Genomic DNA, 18,692 nt, shown 5'->3' with positions numbered 1-18,692 from the left:
ATTACACTGCAATGTTTTAACAGTCTCTTGTTGATCAAATTTAATACGCTTTCTTATCGAACTGAGCCATTGTCATATATATCCTTTGACTCTGACACCCTTCGAATCACCTGTAACCATCAGCTTGAATAAATTGTTTTTGTCAATTATTCATTACTTTTTTTAAACATGGTTATTAAATGTTTTAGAGACATTCCCCTTTATCGCTTATTTAATAATGCTTTAAACTCTTCATTATTCAATGTAAGATGTTCTTAGCCTCTATAAAAATCTACTAGGTATGTTTTATAGCAAAAACATCGCGCCGTAAAAGGGGCTTTATATGGACTTTCATAATCTACACAATTACATGGACTTTATCCTATATTACCACAATAATGTGAATTGTAGTAGTGTTATGGTTAAATTTCAGATTAAAAATTTCCTACTAATTAACTTTTAACTAATTGAACGTAAAAGAAAAATAACTTTTCTATTAGTATCAAGAAACTATTCTTTTTAAATTTAATTATGTTTCAAAATGTTTACTTCCATATAAAACAAAAAACCAAAATCAAGATTCCCTTGATTTTGGCTTCAACATATTATGATTCTATAAATTATAGGGATCATTCACAAAAACACAGACATTTAATGTATTAAAAGCATGTTCTACTATATAGAAAGAAGTCTGTACATGACTAATAAGATAGAACAGTCCTCAATACTAAAGACCCAAACATTAATTTCTCTCATAATTGAGTCGCACAAGTCAAAAATAATCACTATATTTCTTGCGCCTTAAGTTCTCCTGTTCACCCTTTTCATCCTTGCTCCTACTATCATAAGGAAAAGACTGTCATTAAAAGGCTAACTATTTACCTATTATTAGCTCCTTATAAGGCTTAGGAAAGGTCTGTTTTTGTCTGAACAAACAAGCTTTGATCACCACACTTTCCTGCTCAGAATAAGCCCTTGTAGATACATTGCTTCATCTCTAGTGCTACCAAACAAAAATAGCGTGTTTAACAATTCACACGCCCTCAAAAAAGATGATTGCTTATCAAACATATCTATCTATAAGTGCATCATGTCATAATTGCCTTCGCTTCCGTTTCTCATAAACGGCCACCGACCTTCCCTTAAAAGATTTGTTTGATAAGTTTAAGTCAATTCCAACAGTGAAGGGGGCTGTAAGCTTTGCTAGTGCAATGTCATTCCCCATCAAGTCATAGATGTTGTAGAAGATGTCACTTAAAATATCTAAAAAAGTACTTTTACCGTTATAGTCATCATGAATAAAATAAGGTAAAAACTATTTTCATTGACTGATACACAGTCTACATTGCCTTAACTTGCCAATTGAGCCCTAATACTTTGATTATTATTGAACGGTTTCATATCGTTGTTCAATCCCTTAATCCTGAATTAAATCGGTTGCACATTCATTGGATAAATCAAGTACATCATAGAGACAGGCGCTCTACAATAAATCAAAAGATATTGGGGGACTGTTTTTGAACAATACCGACAATAGGGACAATGACCTATAAAATCAGAAGCAAGTGTTTAAAAGCACCTATCAAATGATACAAAAGCTACACTATCCCTTAGAAAAATTTAGTCACAAAGCATTTAAGGTCTTACTCCGTGACAATTCAACCTCCCGGCTATCATCTAGGTTAAGAAGAACCTTCGGAATCCCAACAACTTTCTTGAGATTACCTTCAACCATCCTGAACTAACTAAGGGGTGATCAATAAATTTAAAGTGCTTAAGCGCAATGTCCATGACTCCCGAAACTATTGTCATTTTAAAGATAAAATCTTTTAACGCGAGACAATTTGTATCCGAAGAAAAAGAAAAAGAGACCAAACAGATATTAACTGCTTAGTCTCCTTAATTTATCATCAGCCCTATTTGATATAGAGTCTATTTTTTAAACTAATGCTTTTTTGGCTTCCTCAACCAAAGCAGTAAATGCTGCTGCATCATTGATAGCAATATCTGCTAACATTTTACGGTTAATTTCGATTCCGGCTTTTTTCAAACCATTCATTAATACAGAGTAACTCATATCATTTTGACGAGCTGCTGCATTAATACGTGTAATCCACAAACGACGGAAATTACGTTTGGTTTGACGACGGTCACGAAAAGCATACATGTATGACTTCATAACTTGCTGCTTAGCTGTCTTAAATAATTTTGACTTTGCTCCGTAATAACCTTTAGCTAATTTTAATGTACGTTTACGACGTTGACGTGTAACATATCCACCTTTTACGCGTGCCATGATTTTCTTCCTCCTTTATTCCTATAAAGCTGAAATTTGTTGCTTAATACGTTTCATATCTGAAGCAGAAACTAAAGCTGATTTACGTAGTTGACGACGTTGCTTTTTAGTTTTACCGTGGAAACGGTGGGAAGTAAATGCACGTGAACGTTTCAATTTACCTGTACCTGTTTTCTTAACGCGTTTTGCTAAACCGCGGTGAGTTTTTTGTTTTGGCATAATAATCCTCCTATATTCCTACTTATTAATCGTATTATGATTCTGACGAGGGTGCGAGTATGGTAAACATACTACGGCCTTCCATTTTAGGTTTTGACTCAACGGTCGAAACTTCTTTTGTATCTTCAATAAAGTCTTCCAAAACATCTAAACCTAAATCCTTATGGGTAATTGACCGTCCTCTAAACCGGATACTTGCTTTCACTTTATCGCCTTTTTCCAAGAACTTGATTGCTTGACGTAATTTCGTCTGGTAATCATGGTCATCAATTGAAGGACTGAGACGTACTTCTTTAACACTGACTACTTTTGTATTCTTACGTTGTTCTTTTTCTTTTTTCTGTAACTCGTAGCGATATTTACCGTAATCCATAATCCGTGCAACTGGCGGATTAGCTTGCGGTGAAACGAGCACGAGGTCCAAATCAAAAGATTCAGCAATCGTTAAAGCGTCTTGTAGCGATTTAACTCCAATTTGTTCTCCATTATCACCGATGACGCGCAATTCCTTAGCGCGAATTTGCCCATTAATCAATGCTTCTTTAGCGATATGAGTCCACCTCCATAATTTTTATGAGTGACAAATAAAAACAAAAAACAGCCCGTTTGTATACGTGCCGTCTCTATCAATTTACAAAAACAGAATTTTCTGCTCCATAAATGATTTGCCCTACATCTTCTAATGCCCGGCGAGAAACGGTTTGTTTCTACTTGTTTTCTCAACTTATACAGTGTATCACGCTTCATTTGATAAATCAAGTTAAAATTCTTAGAGCATTCTAGAGTGTTCTAGAGTTGTCAAACATATGTTACACAAGGTGCTTCTAAATGGGCATGCTTATGTCTTAACGTCTCGTCCTCAAATTCTTAGAGCGCAAATTTCCTTTAGCTATTAATCATAATTGATGATATAATACTGCAGAAATCTAAATATTAGGAGTTTTTTAATGGACTTAAAAAAATTTATAATAGGAACGATTATGATAGGGCTGTTAACAGCTTGCCAAAATACCTCATCCCCTGAAGTGAAAAGCTCTTCAGTTGACTCATCTAACAATCAAGCTTCATTAGAGGATTCACAATCATTACAAAGTCAACCTTCTTCCTCACTTGAAAAGTCAGTTGCTGATGAAGATGATCAAATATCTTCTACTAAAGAAGAGAGTAGAGAAACAACTTTATCCAAAACTGACAAATTAAGAAAAGCAATTATAAAAAAGCAAAACAAGTCAAACGATGATAAAGAAGAGACAAACGAAGACTTAGAAGTTTCTTCCATAGAGCCTAACGAAAGTACCGAAACAGTTAAAGAAGATAAACCAATAGTTGAAGATGACGGAACAACCGATAAGGAAGAAACCACCTCTGCAAGTGGTGGAAAAACAACTATTGAAACTACACAAGAAGATGATACCGAACAACAACCAGCCGCTTCATCATTTTCCTTAGATTACGATCAATATGACTCCGTTCAAGAAATTATCGAAGATTTAATTGATGAATATGGCTTTGATTCTTCTAAGCTAGGTATTGCTTATCAAAATTTTGTAAGTGAAGAATCCTATTACTTAAACGAAAATGAAGCACGTCATGCAGCTTCTACCAACAAAGTGGGAACCTCCGTCCTATATCTCGACCTAATTGAAGCAGGTGTCCTAAGTTGGGATAGTCAACTGCCTGCTAGCGAAAAGGATTTAGAAGAAGGTGATGGTAGAATCACCAATAATCCCTTGCGCTCATATTATAGCTTAGAGGAATTGATTTCTAACCTTCTAGTCTATTCAGATAATACTGCCTGGAACATTTTAATCGATTATTATTACGAAAATTATGGTGATTATCGCAATGACTTAATCGAACTATCAGGCATTAATAATAAACCGATTGCTTTAACTCAAAATATGAACTATGCGACACCCAATATGCTAATCGGTTATCTTAATAAAATTGCTTTCGATGATAGCTATCAACCTATTATAAACTACATGTTAATCGCACAAAAAGGACAACGATTCAAGCTGTACGTTGATAAAGGAATGGCTACTAAATATGGTCAGTATGGTAATGGTTATCACGATACAGGTATATACTTCGAAGATGGAAAGCCTATATATAGTCTAGTGCTAATGACCAACGATCTGGGTACACTCGATAATTTTATGGGGGATTTAAATTTACGCGTAAATGAATGGTACCATTACCAACAGATTCAATAATAATCACATCACCCACGCAACTTCTTCAACAAAAGTTGCGTGGGTGAATTTTGTATTCAAAATTATTTGATCAACATACTTTTAAACTTCATTTTCCAATTGTTCGAGAACACAAAAAGGGACCACTAGAATACTTAGTAAGATATAGCCTGTTTGTATCCAAAAAATTCCCACATCCATCATACCGTGAAAAAGAACGATTACTAATATTGACACAATGAGACCTAATTCTAGTCTAATTTTAGGTTGGAAGACTCGTTCAACTACATTCCTAAAGTAATGACTAAAAGCCATTGTTAAAACCATTAGACCTACAATACCGTAATTAGCTAGTGTATCAATCAATAACTGGTGGGCATGCATTTTTCCTTGATCTGCAAACAAATAATAAAAGGTAACATAAGCCATAGGCCCTCTTCCGATTAAGGGGCTTGTTATAAATATTTGCCATCCAGTATACCAAATTGCAAAACGGTCATCAAAAGCATGCGCCAAAGTAGTAAACCTAGGTAATAATTCAGGTTTTATAAACAAAGTTAAAAAACCTCCTGCTAAAGCAAAACCAATCCCCCATGCTATTTTAGGCTTTAAGAAAAATACCATAAGGACAATCCCTACAATACAAGTAGGAATAGACCATCTCGAAGCAGTTAAAAATAAACTAATTAAATTTAAGAAGATGACTATCATCGATAACCAACGATCAAGTGGTCGCTTTGTTTTCGCCATTAAATAAATAGCCATTACTAAAACCATGGCAATATATAGTCCATAATAATTAGGATTAAAAAACGTTGCTTCTGCACGAATTTGCGGATTATGATACTTAAAAATATAAAATAAATCGTAACCATTCATAAAAACATAGTAAGTATATCTTACAAACGCTAGCAAAGCTAACGGGATAGACCCCCATGTGAAAATTTTTATCTGTTTTAAAAAAAGCTGAGGAGTCATTATTTGAAAATAAAAATTAAATAGTAAAAAAAGTAAAAAAAGAACAAATGTGACGGCAACTCCGATATAATTCCTAAAGTAGATTGATATGATTAAACTATATATCAAAAAGATAAATAACCAACTCTGTTTGCGCATTATCTGTCTCAAGTCTCGACGGTGTTGAAATAGAAGATATAAGGTTGTTAAAAAAATAACAGCGCTACCAACATAAAAAGGTAATAAGACTGAAACTGACACCAATAAGAATAAATTACCTTCAAGATTTTCACTTTGAGTCAAAGATTTCAAATTCACTACCATCCACCTCCATGACTAATATTTATTATTATAGCAAAAGATGCTCCATATATTCATTAAGTAAAAACAGATTTTATCTTGAAGATTATTCATAAAGTAGTTATTATTAACCAAATACAGTTCATCTCAAAGCTTAAATGGACTCGTTATTTAGAAATAAGTTCAATGTTTATGTGGTTGACACCGTATTTCTTACATTATCTTAGGAAATGCTCATGTCGATAAAAAACTTTTTATTAGCTTTTTTATGATATTTCTAGTTGACTGTCAGCAGGACTCTCATTCTCCTTCTGATAGCGAAGAATCTATTACAACTGCGTCAGAAAGACTAAGTACAACTATTGAGACTCAAGAAACCAGCATGGATGAAAAAATCGGATTGAAGAACATCAAGTTACATCCTATTCAAGAAATTATGATTCCTATCGTTCAGTTACTGATTTAGTGAATGATTTAATAAATGACTATAATTCCCCATCTTCTCGTCTAGGCATTTCCTACTATAATTTTTCACTAAAGAATCTCACTTTTTAAACGAAATTATCGGCCAATATGCTCCTTCTAGCAATAAAGTTGGAACGGCTGTTCTTTACATCTAATTAATTGAAGAGGGAAAACTTAACTGGAAAAGTCAATTGCCTGCCAGCAATGTTGATTTTGAATCAGGTGCAGAAAAAAATACCCATAGTCCCATTCAGTCTGAATACCAATTAGAAGAGCTGATTGAAAATTTATTAGTGTATTCAAATAACATCGCTTGAAACATTCTGATTAATTATTATCAAAACAATTTTGGAGACTTTAAACGTGATTTGGTTGAAAAATCAGGGGCTAGTCAAAAAACAGAAAGTCTTTATGATCAATATAACTATGCTACTCCTAATACTTTATTAGTTTAACTAAAACAAATTGCCCAAGATAAAGAATATTTACCTCTAGTTAGATACATATCCATTTCTGAAAAAGATCAACACTTTAAGCTTTATATCAAAGGTGGTATGGCTGCTAAATATGGACAACTGGATTATGCCTATCACGGTACAGCTATTTATTTTGAAAATGGACACCCTATCTATGCTCTGGTTCTAATGAAAAGAGAAATTGGGACAGTGGATCAATTTATGGGAAAACTTAACCTTATTATCAATGAGTGGTCTCTCTATTAAATTTCTCCCAATAAATAAAACTATTTTATCAAAAATTACTATGTTGTAATCTCTTTTATTTTTACCAATCAACATTTAAAATTGCGCTTTTCATAACTGTGAACGAAATTTGATGCTTCTTTGATTTTTTTAAATTTCATATCTCAATTGGACTTAAATTGAGATTTCGCTATAATAAAGAATAGTTTATTGACTAGTTTTAACGTTAGTCACACCCATTTTAAGGAGGACAGCCTATGCCTATACATTCAATAAATTGGCAAAAATTTTTTAAAAAACTTGTTTTAGTCATGCTTTTTAGCAATTTATTCAATCAAGCTATTTCAGCCCAAGTTGAAAATTTATCTAAATTACCTGATCTGTCTAGAGATATTAATAAGGCCAAAGAATTCAAGACGGTCGTCATGCCAGATGATTACCCAGAGGAGCTAACCAGCTTTTTTGATAGTTCAATTAGTTCAAGATCCTTCATTGTGGTAGATGTTGAAACAAATCGAATTTTAGCTCAAAGAGGAAGTAATATCCCCTATCCAATTGCTTCTACAACTAAAATTCTTACAGCCTATCTTACTTATAAAGCAATTGAAGATGGGAAAATAAAAATTACAAGTGAAATTGAAGCTCCCAGTGATCTAACTCAAGCACTCTCTGATAACCCTGAGTTAACTAGCACCCCTTTAATAGCTGGTCAAAAATATACTGTAGATGATTTACTTCATGCTTTAATTATGCGTTCAGGGAATGATGCAGCCTCTTTACTGATGCGAGAAATCTATGGTTCAGAAACTGCAGCTGTTCAAGCGATGATCGACCAACTTAATAATTGGGGCTTTGTAGATTTCGATTTATACACAACTTCTGGTGTCCCTAATGAATTTATACCTGAAGATTGGCGTATGGCTGGGTCTCTAGCTAGTAATGAAAACGCAATGTCTGCTCAGGACCTAGCTTTGATGACTCAAAATGTCATTAAAGAATTTCCAGAAATTTTAAATATTTCTTCTGCTAAAACTTATGTTTTCCAGGAAGATGGCGACTTTAGCCAAGTTTTTAATACCCCTAACCCTCTTTTACCTGGTCAATCATTAGGAAGAGAAGGAATTAATGGCCTTAAATCCGGTCTCACAGATGGTGCAGGAGATAGTTTTGTAGCGACAGGCAAGGAAAATGGGCGTGAAATTATTGCCTTATCCATGGGGAACTTTATCCAAGAAGATGGAAGTTATTCTTCTTCTTATGATCAATTAACCTTGATTCTTGATGCTTTAGCTGAACATCCTGATTTATATCAAAATGAAAACTTACCCCTTAATCAAGTCACTCAATCCAAAGTTGAAGAAGAGCTTAATGAAACTTCCATAGATGGTGAAGAAGATAATGAGTCTCAAACCGAACAAGAAAAAAACACTTTAGAAAATCGAAGAGATAATCCAATAACTAACTTTATTAAAAGAATATTTGACAATTTTAGATGATTAAAAAGCAGATCTCCTTTAAAAAGGAAATCTGCTTTTTAAATATTCATTGCTATCGGCTTCTTCTAATTTTCCATCTATCATTTTAAAAAATCGGTCACATTTAGATATTAGCCGCGTGTCATGCGTCACCATAATTGTTGCTTATGCTATTTCCTTAGTCATTTTTGCTAAAAGATCCACTACCTCGAAAGCACGTTCACTATCTAAACTAGCCGTCGGTTCATCAGCTAAGCGGAATTGATCTTTAACTTTTAAAAAGGAATAAGATTCGAGGCTTGTAAAATTAAACCTATTTTATCAAAGCGGCGTTTAGTACGTTCTTTATCACTTAAAGCGGAAAAATCTTCTTTTAAGTAGACTTGACCTTTTGAAGGACTTTGGAGCCCTCCAATAATCGATAATAAAGTACTTTTACCAGAACCAGCTGGGCCAATTATGGCCACAAATTCGCTTGGTTCAATCTCAAAATTAGTCTGTTTCAAAGCTTGAATTGTTTTGTCACCATCTTTAAAACTTTTTCAATATTTTTAATTTCTATGGCTTTCACGTTTATCTCCTAAGATATCGCTTGACTTGGATCAATGCGTACAATTTGTCTAACTGAAAGCAATCCACCTAAAACCGCAAAGACAATCATTAAGACCATTGTAATTCCAATTAATTCCCATGAAAAAGCAAAAGGTACTTTTGCTGGTAAATAAAGGGCTGTTAAAAGAGTAAATATCAAACCGAGCGTGGCTCCTATAACCGCCATTAGTAAAGTTTGGTAGACGACTGAGCTGCCGATAAAAAAGCTTGAAATACCCTGTGCCTTCATGACACCTATACAAGACTGCTATGATCATTGCTAATAACTGCCGCCTTATTAGAAAATAATTTTTGTGAATAAAAAAAACACTTAGTCTCAAATTTGCCTTTAAGTAGTTAATAAAGACAATTTGGGCGATAAGTGTTTAGAATTATAATTTTTTATTTTTTCGATTTATTATTAATATCCGCTAAAATCATTGCAATGAAATCTTCAACCGAAACTGATTCTGAATTTTCTTGACCGTAACGACGAACATTCACATTACCAGATTCAACTTCTTTGTCCCCAATTACTAATTGGTAAGGAACTTTAGAAGTTTGAGCTGAACGAATCTTATAGCCAAGTTTTTCATTACGCAAGTCCATTTCAACGCGAACACCAACATTTCTCAAAGCATGATAGATTTCTTCTACTTTTTCACCATGGGCTGCGAGATTAACTGGTAAAAGAACAACTTGAACTGGAGCTAACCAAGTAGGGAAGGATCCCTTGTACTCTTCAATTAAGTAGGCAACGAATCGTTCCATAGTTGAAACTACACCACGGTGGATAACAACCGGACGATGGTCATTTTGACCATCCTCACCTACATAAGTTAGGTCAAAGCGTTCTGGAAGTAGGAAGTCTAATTGTACTGTGGACATGGTTTCTTCTAAGCCAATAGCTGTTTTGAATTGAACATCTAACTTAGGCCCATAGAAAGCTGCTTCCCCTTCCGCTTCAAAGTAATCCAATTCTAATTCATCCATAGCTTCTTTAAGCATAGCTTGGGCTTTTTCCCACATCTCATCATCATCAAAGTATTTCTTAGTATCCTCAGGATCACGGTATGATAAACGATAACGATAATCTGTAATGCCAAAGTCCTGATATACCTCAGAAATCAACTGTAACACACGCTTAAATTCCTCTTTAATTTGGTCAGGACGAACGAAAATATGCGCATCATTAAGTGTCATTTCACGAACACGCTGCAAGCCTGATAAAGCACCTGATTTTTCATAACGATGCATCATCCCTAATTCTGCAATTCGAATAGGTAGTTCACGATAGGAATGAATATCATCTTTATAAATCATCATATGGTGTGGACAGTTCATCGGTCTTAGAACAAGCATCTCACCGTCACCCATATCCATAGGCGGGAACATATCATCTTGATAATGATCCCAGTGTCCCGAGGTCTTATAAAGATCCGTCTTGGCCATGATTGGAGTGTAAACATGTTGATAACCCAATGAAATTTCCTTATCAGTAATATAGCGTTCGATGGTACGACGGATAGTTGCTCCATTAGGTAGCCAGAAAGGTAAACCTGATCCCGCTTCCGGACTAATCATGAATATGTTCAATTCTTTACCTAATTTACGGTGGTCGCGCTCCTTGGCCTCTTCACGTAATCTTAAGAATTCATTTAGATCTTCTTGTTTAAAGAATGCTGTTCCATAAACCCTTTGCATCATCTTATTATCAGAATTGCCACGCCAATAAGCTCCAGCGAGTGACAAGAGTTTAAAAGTCTTAATCTTACCAGTTGAAGGCACATGAATTCCACGACATAAATCAGTAAAATCTTCTTGCGTATAGACGGTGATAATTTCGTCTTCAGGTAAATCATTGATTAACTCTTGCTTGTAAGGATCATCCTTAAAAATCTCTAAAGCCTCTTGACGCGATACCACTCGCCGTTCAATTGGATAATTGGCTGAAATAATTTTTTTCATTTCCTTTTCAATTTTTGGCAATTCTTCTTCGGTAATTGGATCTGGTTTGTCAGTATCATAATAGAATCCTGAATCAATGGCAGGTCCTACACCAAAGTGAATACCTGGATACAAACGAGTCATAGCATGAGCCATTAAGTGAGCGGTTGAGTGACGCATAATTTGTAAAGCTTCGTCACTTTTATTAGTGATAATCTCAATTGACCCATCCTTTTCAATTGGTCGATTATGGTCAATAATCTCTCCTTCAAATTTACCTGCTAAGGTTGCTTTAGCTAAAGAACGAGAGATAGATTCTGCTACTTGCATGGGTGTGATGCCTGATTGATATTCTCTTACAGCACCATCCGGTAATGTTAAATGAATTGTTGACATATAAGATTCCTCCTCCGTACTACTGAAACTTAAAACAAAACGTCCCATTGGCTATTACTAACCAATGGGACGTGTATTCGACGTGGTTCCACCCAAGTTCATTATCTTTTATAAGATAATCTCATAGAGTTAACGCCTCCGACGTCTCGACTTACAACTCATGCTTGGGTCGAGCATTCAAGAAGGGGTAAAGCTAATTATCATTAAGGTCTTCCAGCAAACGACCTCTCTCTTGAAATGAGGGAATTAAACTTCGTGACTTCTCATTAATTTCTTATCTTGAGTTAAATTCATTAAACCATCAATCTTAAAAAAATGCAAGAATTAGTTTCATAATTGCATTAATCTGCCAATGCCAGTCAAATTAGCTAAAATCCCTAAAAACATAGGAAATAATAAAACAGTTTGCTTTTCCACAAAGAAATACAACCCTGCCACCGTTATTTGAATAATCAGTGCAATAGCAAGGACTAGCAATATAAACCTTTGCTCTTTTTTAAAATCTGTTGATTTGAATCCATCTCTCATACATCGATTTCCTCTCTTTAATAAATTAACGGTTAGATAAGCGGCGATTTTCTCCCGTCAATTGCCATTCCTTAGTTAAAAATTTAATTCTTTCCATGATTCTTGCCGCTTTCGTCACGTCGGAAGCATTACGACTAGAAGCTAAATGAACTTCTAACTCTGCCATTGTGAAGTTGGAAGTGAAAAATGTTGGTAAGGATTCCTTCATCCGATGTTCGAGTATAACCCCTAATAAATCATCTCTTAACCAAGCTGAATTCGATTCCGCCCCAATATCATCAATAATTAGAACTGTTTTCTTCTTAATTTGCTCTAACATCATAAATAATTGATTGTCTTGCCCAATCACAGCCTTCATTTCCATCGTAAAGGTTGGGTAATGAATCATCGATACTTGATAACCCAAACTGGCTAGAGCATTGGCTAAGGCCCCTAATAAATAGGTCTTTCCAACACCAAACGGTCCAGCGATATACATACCTCTGGCTTGACGAATATTCACTTTAATCTCTTCAATAAAAGTTGTGACAGCTTCCATCAACACTAAACGTTGCGGACTGGTTAAGTCGTAATCTTCAAGCCTTGCTTTTTGAACATCTAGAGCCATCATCCGATTATCAATTAAAGCAGCTGTTTTTCTTTGGGCCTGTTGATGTAAATAACTTTGAGTGGGCACATAGGTAACATCTATATAGTTATAGTTGATAAAAAGTTCCGGTGTAAAACCAGGGTTTTGCCCTTCTTTACCTGCTGCCATGGCTTCTTTTTCCATCCGATACTCGTTGAGTTTGGATAGAGAATTCATGATCATTTCTAGTGAAATTTTGTCCTGATTAGCATTGATAAAATCCTTAATAGCAGGATAATTGAGAAGCACTTTTGTCATTTCTTGACTTGAAGCAGATTGGGGTGTTTGATTTTCAAAATCTTTCATCAGCTGTTTGATGGATTGCATCTTAATCTTCCCCCTTATTTAATAAGTTCTCTAGTCGTTTGCGAATTTCTTCTTCTTTTAATTGTGACGAAGGTTTTGCGCCTTTGTCTATAGAGTCATCATCTATCTCCTTTGACAATGCGTTCTTACCATTTGTCTCAACTGGTTTACTGCTAGCATTTTCTTGAGAAGTGGCTTTTGGATTTTGTTGTTCCTTCAACCAACTAGGCACCAACTCTTGATATTTTTTTTTGTTAGTCCAATTGTTCTTTGATGATTGTGCTTTTTGCTTGTCTTTAATTTTACTTTGTTTCTCTTTAAAGAGTCTCTGCTTATGTAAGAACTCCAAGGCCTCTGCAGGATTGGATAGTCCCACTTGTTGCCACTCATTAGCCAATCGATTCGATCTTCCTTTTTCAAAATTGGCGTGCCCTTCCATAACGATTAAATAATAAACTAAAAAGTTCAAGACAGCTTGTGGCAGACGTGATTTCTCAATTAGTTCTTTTAAATAATAATGTTCAGAACTCGTCGCAAATCCGCCTGCTTCTTCTTTAATTTGATTTAAAAATTCACTTGGATTCATTTGCTGACAGATAAGTATAATTTCAATTTCTTGATCGGTAAAGCTTGGATAGTTCGTTCTTAAATCATTTTTCAAATTAGCAAGTTCTTCGTGACTTGCTTTGACTGACTGGTCGACTAATTGATCATAATATTCGCGTTTCTTAAAATACTGATATTTTGCTGCATAAGTTCTTAACAATTCAAGATCAATTTGTTGTGTGACTGGACTTTGAGCGAGTTTAACAACTTGCGCCATAGCTTCCTCATCCAGTTCATAAAACTGACTTAAGCTAGCTATTTGGTTCAAGACAGCTTGGCTTATCAATTCTTTAGCAACTTGTTTACTGGCTAGTATCTGATAAAAGAAAGATAAATCAAATCTATCTTGAAAGTTGTCTTCATCAAGCTCAAAATTTGAGTATTGGTCTTGGAATTGTATGCCTTCGGTCGCTTCAAATAATTCACTACGACGAAAGTTTTCGCTTTTAGCATTGATAACCTCAGCGAAAGGTAAGGTGATTTCGCTTAATGCTGTCTGCCCTAGGTCTTCTTTTTTCCACAGACGAATCAAGCCATAATAAGACTCATCACCTATTTGATTAAAAAGAGCTAATGATAATTGGGGATGTTTAAAAAAATGTTCCACTGACAAAGGCATTTGCATTTCATAGAAAATAGTTTGCCGTGTATAGTCATCATGTGACTTTTCATCTCGATAAGTCCTTATAAGATTCACAGCTTCTAAATGAATGCGTGCTTGATTGAAATCCCCTATACCCATATTAAGAACAGGTAATAATCGAGAGTGCATCGTCCGATAGGTCCAATTAAGTTTTTCTCTCGGTTGGTGAGCCAAAGTTAAATATAAACTGACTGCATCGGCCCCAATAATCGGTTGATAAAGTTGAGTTAAACATTGAAGTTGCTGAAATGATAAAGGAAGGCCTAATTTGACTTGATAAGGTTGATAAGGATTAATCTGTAAGACCATGGTCCTCTTGCTCCGATGATTTTGATTGTAGCGTTAGGGCTTCAAGTTCTTTAATAAACATTTCACGTGATTGGAATTCACGGTATACCGAAGCAAAACGAATATAGGCCACTTCATCTAATTCCATTAATAAAGGCATTACAAATTCACCGATATCTTTACTAGCAATTTCTTGTTCACAAATTTCTCGAATTTTATTTTCAACGTGACCGACCACTTCTTCCATTTGCTCACGACTAATCGGTCGTTTTTCTGCCGCTCTAACAATACCACGCAAGAGTTTATCACGATTAAACTCTTCACGTGTTCCATCACGTTTAACTACTAATAAAGGTGTTCTCTCAATACGTTCATAAGTATTAAAACGAAAACCACAAGTCATACACTCTCTTCTACGTCGGATAGATGCACCATCTTCTGCGGGTCGGGAATCAATTACTTTGGATTGTTGCTGATGACACTTTGGACATTCCATCAAAGCTCCCCCTTTCTATATAAATATATTAAAGTAATTCCTAATTCTATTATAGCTTATTTAATAAGTCTTGTAATGCTTGATTAACTTGTTCAGCAACTGTCTCTTTGTCAAACTCAGTATCAATGACAAAATCAGCTTGCTCAATTTTTTCGATAGTGGGGATTTGACTAGAAATTTTTCTTTGAGCCATTTCTAGATCGATTTGATCTCTTTGAGTCAAGCGTTCTAATTGCTTATGATAAGGCGCATAGATCACCCACACCTGATCAAAGAAAGCTTGCCAACCCACTTCATATAACAAGGGCACTTCAACGAATACCAATGGTTCAGATAACGTTTTAATTTGACGTCTTAGCTCTTCAAGAATCAAAGGGTGTAAAATTTGATTAAGGGCTTCTAAAGCTTGAGAATCATTGAAGACTATTGCCGATAAAAGTGGACGGTTTAAATGACCTGAGCCCAATAGGATTTTTTCAGAAAATCTTTCAACCAGTCTATTTAATCCCTTACTACCAGGCTTAACTACTTTCCTTGCAATTAGATCCGTATCAATAACTGGATAGTTTAAATTTTTAATTATTTGAGCCACAGTTGATTTACCGGTTGCTATTCCTCCTGTTAATGCTATCAAAAACGTCATACTATACCTCCTGTTTAGTCGATCATGTTTGTTTTTACTAAGTAAAATATCTCTGACACCTTGGACAGTAATGTGTGCCTCGTTGAGCCAACTGAGTTTTTTCTACGGTAGTATTACAACGAAAACAAGGCTGTCCCTTGCGCCCATACACTTGCAATTGTTGTTGAAATTCTCCTGCTTGTCCTAAACTGTTGCGGTAAGTTCGAACGGATGAGCCTCCTGCCTTGACCGCTTCATCAATCACCTCAATGATTGATTGATGTAGATCTTGCATATTACTTAGTGGAACAGACCTGGCCAAACTAGCTGGATGGATTCCTGCTCTAAATAAGGATTCATCAACATAAATATTTCCTAAACCTGCCACTGTTTTTTGATCTAAGAGAACAGGTTTAATCATACGATTAATTTTGGATAGGTCTTTTTGAAAACTTGCTAAATCAAACTCATTTTCTGTGGGTTCTGGACCTAAGTCCTTGGCGAGAAAATAATTTTCTAGCTCATTTTTCGCTATTACTTCAATCCGACCAAACTTTCTAACGTCATGATAGTTCAATAAAGTTTCATCAGTGAACATAAATTCGACATGAGTGTGCTTATCTTTTTGATAGGATGTCAATTGATCTTGAGGAGTGTATTGATATTTACCTTCCATTCGCAAATGCGAAATCATAACCTTATCGCTAAGAATAAATATTAAATATTTTCCTCTTCGTTTGACTTCAATGATTTGTTGGTCGATTAACTGATTAGCAAACAATTTTACTTCTTCAGCATTTTCAGCCCCTACTATTCTAGGCCAATAAACATTTACTTTTTTTATGGTCTTTCCTTGAACCAACTGATTCAATCCAATCATGACAGCATTTACTTCTGGTAATTCTGGCATTTAACCCACTCCTAAACTGAAATCTATTTTTATTTTATCATGAAAGAAGAACTTTGTCGGTTATGTCGAATAGTAAAGATGATATCGTCTTATTTTAAAAACCACCTAGGATTAGGTGGTTCAAAAATTTATCTAGCTTCTAAAATAGCAACATCCCTACCTGAAAGATCACTTTCAATATAGCCTGAAGCAAGATATTTTTCAATTACTTGTTTTTCTTCTGATTGACCTTCTAAAATTGAGCGATTAAAAACAACATAATCAATAGTAAGGTCTACTTCTCGATTATTATGATAGAAAAGATCATAAAGTTCTGAATTTTTTGATAAAGGTGTCGTATATGAGGATACCGTCACAACTCTACTATTTTTTGGTATTTTAGCTAAGGTCTTTTGAATCGATTGATAAAATTCAGTGTCGTTTTGATAGGATTGATAATCATACTTTCTAGGGCCTATCATTGTTACAAAAAACGAAAGGCTTGCTAATATTGATAAGGTGATGAAAAAGCTAGATAATTGTTCAAATGAGATTTTTTTGGTTCGAAACAGATACACTTTTCTTCTTTGCCAATGTTCAATGGTTATGATAGACATAAAAAGAATAAGCGTGCTCGACCCAAAGTGATATTGTTTAAATAAGTCGACTTGATAAGGCCAGTCACTGACAAGATTGATGACCAAAAGGGGTAACAATAAAATATACGGGCGCCATGAAACTTGTAGCAAGGGTAAGAAGGCCTGGCTTGCAAAAATAATCAAGAGATACTTTAACTTTTCATAAGTAAAAATACTTGCTAATGTGAATGCGGGGTTTTTTATGGCATTAAAGACCGCATGGATTAAACCCTCTTGGTCTGTCAGCATAAAATTGGCAAAGCGACTAGTCATTGCCCCAGTGCCAAAGTGTCTTAACCAAGTAATAGCAAAGAAAAAATAAGCTATTGGTATAATAATCTGAAGCCCCAGTATTACTTTTTTTACTTTAGACGTTTGGGGCCAAAGATTTTGTAATAAAAAGAAAGCCCCGATACTTATTACATAAACAATCGCATCTTCTTTGACTGCTAATAATAATAGGGTTGCTACCGCCATCTTCCAGCTCGATTGACTGAGGTCGGCATAAATTAACCATAAAACTAATGGTGCTAAAAAACAATTTTCATGATAGTCATAGAATTGACCACTAGTCAATGATGGCATCCATAAATAGAGCAAAAGAAAGACAATTCGATACTTCACACTCCACTTTAACTGATTAAGTATTAAATATAAAGGTATGACTCCTGACATTACAATGAGAACTTGAAGCGCTTGAATAGTCAAAGGACTCGGTAATAGACAATAAACAGGCAGAATTAAATAATGAATAGGAGAGAGATGCACTGCAAAATGTGACAACTTTTCTCCTCTTTCTAAAGTTGTAATAGGCCCCATCCCATTCGCCATACTCTCAAACATCTGCGAAAAAATGCCCATATCATAAGTCGGTGAAGCATAGACTAAAACTCTAGCAATTACCCATAAGCCAACTGTTGATGCATACAATATAATGGACAGAAAGAATATTGCCCATAAACTCCCTGACCTCATTCTTAAATTTAATCGTTCCAGAAGACTTCCACGAGTTAAGAAGTAAGCTAAAATAGCACTTAAAATAAATAAGATTAATAATTTTTTATCCATTGATGAACTATTTGTTACAAATGTTTCTTCATTCAAAAAAACAGCCAGATAAATGAAGCGTATCGCTAAGATAAAAGCTCCTCCCAATACAATGAATTGTTTCTTAAGTCTATTGAAAAAGAGATAGCAATAGTAGGTCATTAAAAGAAAAAACACACCCAAGACGATTACTAAGGATGAGTTTTGCCATGTAAAGAATAGACAAAATATTACTAAGACAATAGTAAAAAATTCTCCTCTTAAATCTTCTCTTGAAAAATGAAAATCGCCCGCTAATAAAAGTGAAAAAACTAAAACAAGCATACTTAAAAAAGAAAATATGGACACTTGATTATCCAGAATGACCAAAACATTGAGTTCAGGACACATCATAATGTTTAAAATCGCCGTTATTAGATAAGCTGATAGAAAGTGAAAGCCAAGTGACCAAGAAATAATTAAAGATTTTTTCTGACTCAT

General features: G+C 34.8%; 17 protein-coding genes and 1 pseudogene. 4 read left to right on the top strand and 14 right to left on the bottom strand.

Annotated features, from left to right (window positions below; all coding sequences use genetic code 11):
- Positions 1-1,918: 1,918 nt before the first annotated feature.
- Genes rplT through infC form a run of 3 tightly spaced genes read right to left on the bottom strand, consistent with a single transcriptional unit; the run spans position 1,919 to position 3,029 of the window.
- Positions 1,919-2,275 carry a 50S ribosomal protein L20 gene (gene rplT / locus ACQV2Q_RS07110; protein ID WP_428874468.1) on the bottom strand — a complete coding sequence of 119 codons (357 nt, stop codon included), beginning with the start codon at positions 2,273-2,275 and terminating at the stop codon, positions 1,919-1,921.
- A gap of 21 nt (positions 2,276-2,296) precedes the next feature.
- A complete protein-coding gene (gene rpmI / locus ACQV2Q_RS07105; protein WP_258436501.1) occupies positions 2,297-2,494 on the bottom strand; it encodes a 50S ribosomal protein L35 in 198 nt (65 codons plus the stop codon).
- A 34-nt stretch (positions 2,495-2,528) separates the two neighbouring features.
- The gene (gene infC, locus ACQV2Q_RS07100; RefSeq protein ID WP_258436502.1) at positions 2,529-3,029 is read right to left on the bottom strand and encodes a translation initiation factor IF-3; all 501 of its coding nucleotides are present in this window, start codon (positions 3,027-3,029) and stop codon (positions 2,529-2,531) included.
- A 412-nt stretch (positions 3,030-3,441) separates the two neighbouring features.
- Here infC and ACQV2Q_RS07095 point away from each other — a divergent pair, with 412 nt between their 5' ends.
- The gene (locus tag ACQV2Q_RS07095; RefSeq protein ID WP_428882377.1) at positions 3,442-4,710 is read left to right on the top strand and encodes a serine hydrolase; all 1,269 of its coding nucleotides are present in this window, start codon (positions 3,442-3,444) and stop codon (positions 4,708-4,710) included.
- Positions 4,711-4,791: 81 nt separating this feature from the next.
- Here ACQV2Q_RS07095 and ACQV2Q_RS07090 read toward each other — a convergent pair whose 3' ends face one another.
- On the bottom strand, positions 4,792-5,568 hold the full coding sequence (locus ACQV2Q_RS07090) for an O-antigen ligase family protein (protein WP_428882376.1): 777 nt from the start codon (positions 5,566-5,568) through the stop codon (positions 4,792-4,794).
- A gap of 1,001 nt (positions 5,569-6,569) precedes the next feature.
- On the opposite strand from ACQV2Q_RS07090, the gene ACQV2Q_RS07085 reads away from it, so the two are divergent.
- The 3 genes from ACQV2Q_RS07085 (at position 6,570) to ACQV2Q_RS07075 (ending at position 8,608) form a co-directional block, all read left to right on the top strand.
- Positions 6,570-6,728: a serine hydrolase gene (locus ACQV2Q_RS07085; protein ID WP_428874555.1), complete on the top strand. Its 159-nt coding sequence runs from the start codon at positions 6,570-6,572 to the stop codon at positions 6,726-6,728.
- A 237-nt stretch (positions 6,729-6,965) separates the two neighbouring features.
- Positions 6,966-7,133, top strand: a complete 168-nt coding sequence (locus ACQV2Q_RS07080) for a hypothetical protein (RefSeq protein WP_428874550.1) — start codon at positions 6,966-6,968, stop codon at positions 7,131-7,133.
- 236 nt (positions 7,134-7,369) lie between these two features.
- Positions 7,370-8,608, top strand: a complete 1,239-nt coding sequence (locus tag ACQV2Q_RS07075) for a D-alanyl-D-alanine carboxypeptidase family protein (RefSeq protein WP_428882374.1) — start codon at positions 7,370-7,372, stop codon at positions 8,606-8,608.
- 18 nt (positions 8,609-8,626) lie between these two features.
- Here the strand turns inward: ACQV2Q_RS07075 and ACQV2Q_RS07070 are convergent.
- From ACQV2Q_RS07070 to ACQV2Q_RS07025, 10 genes and pseudogenes are all read right to left on the bottom strand, one after another.
- Positions 8,627-9,158 (bottom strand): annotated as a pseudogene (locus ACQV2Q_RS07070) (ABC transporter ATP-binding protein).
- Between the two features lie 9 nt (positions 9,159-9,167).
- Positions 9,168-9,428, bottom strand: coding sequence for an FtsX-like permease family protein (locus ACQV2Q_RS07065; protein ID WP_428882373.1), 261 nt, complete (start codon positions 9,426-9,428; stop codon positions 9,168-9,170).
- 152 nt (positions 9,429-9,580) lie between these two features.
- Positions 9,581-11,521, bottom strand: a complete 1,941-nt coding sequence (gene thrS, locus ACQV2Q_RS07060; RefSeq protein WP_428882372.1) for a threonine--tRNA ligase — start codon at positions 11,519-11,521, stop codon at positions 9,581-9,583.
- Between the two features lie 330 nt (positions 11,522-11,851).
- Positions 11,852-12,049, bottom strand: a complete 198-nt coding sequence (locus tag ACQV2Q_RS07055) for a hypothetical protein (RefSeq protein WP_428873625.1) — start codon at positions 12,047-12,049, stop codon at positions 11,852-11,854.
- Positions 12,050-12,074: 25 nt separating this feature from the next.
- Positions 12,075-13,004 carry a primosomal protein DnaI gene (gene dnaI, locus ACQV2Q_RS07050; protein WP_428873624.1) on the bottom strand — a complete coding sequence of 310 codons (930 nt, stop codon included), beginning with the start codon at positions 13,002-13,004 and terminating at the stop codon, positions 12,075-12,077.
- 1 nt (position 13,005) lies between these two features.
- Positions 13,006-14,541 (bottom strand): DnaD domain protein, encoded by a 1,536-nt coding sequence (locus ACQV2Q_RS07045; RefSeq protein WP_428876503.1) that lies wholly within the window; start codon positions 14,539-14,541, stop codon positions 13,006-13,008.
- Complete coding sequence (nrdR, locus tag ACQV2Q_RS07040) at positions 14,525-15,016, bottom strand: transcriptional regulator NrdR (RefSeq protein ID WP_428873622.1); 492 nt, start codon at positions 15,014-15,016, stop codon at positions 14,525-14,527. Before nrdR ends, ACQV2Q_RS07045 begins: the two co-directional genes overlap by 17 nt.
- Before the next feature lie 49 nt (positions 15,017-15,065).
- Positions 15,066-15,659, bottom strand: coding sequence for a dephospho-CoA kinase (gene coaE, locus ACQV2Q_RS07035; protein WP_428873621.1), 594 nt, complete (start codon positions 15,657-15,659; stop codon positions 15,066-15,068).
- 37 nt (positions 15,660-15,696) lie between these two features.
- On the bottom strand, positions 15,697-16,548 hold the full coding sequence (mutM, locus tag ACQV2Q_RS07030; RefSeq protein WP_428882371.1) for a DNA-formamidopyrimidine glycosylase: 852 nt from the start codon (positions 16,546-16,548) through the stop codon (positions 15,697-15,699).
- A 128-nt stretch (positions 16,549-16,676) separates the two neighbouring features.
- Positions 16,677-18,692 (bottom strand): DUF2079 domain-containing protein, encoded by a 2,016-nt coding sequence (locus tag ACQV2Q_RS07025; protein WP_428882369.1) that lies wholly within the window; start codon positions 18,690-18,692, stop codon positions 16,677-16,679.

The organism is Facklamia sp. P12950 (assembly GCF_050409465.1).
In the GTDB taxonomy this organism is placed as follows: Bacteria; Bacillota; Bacilli; order Lactobacillales; family Aerococcaceae; genus Facklamia.
The sequence above is the reverse complement of the archived record's forward strand: the minus strand, read 5'-3'. Positions and strand labels throughout refer to the sequence as shown.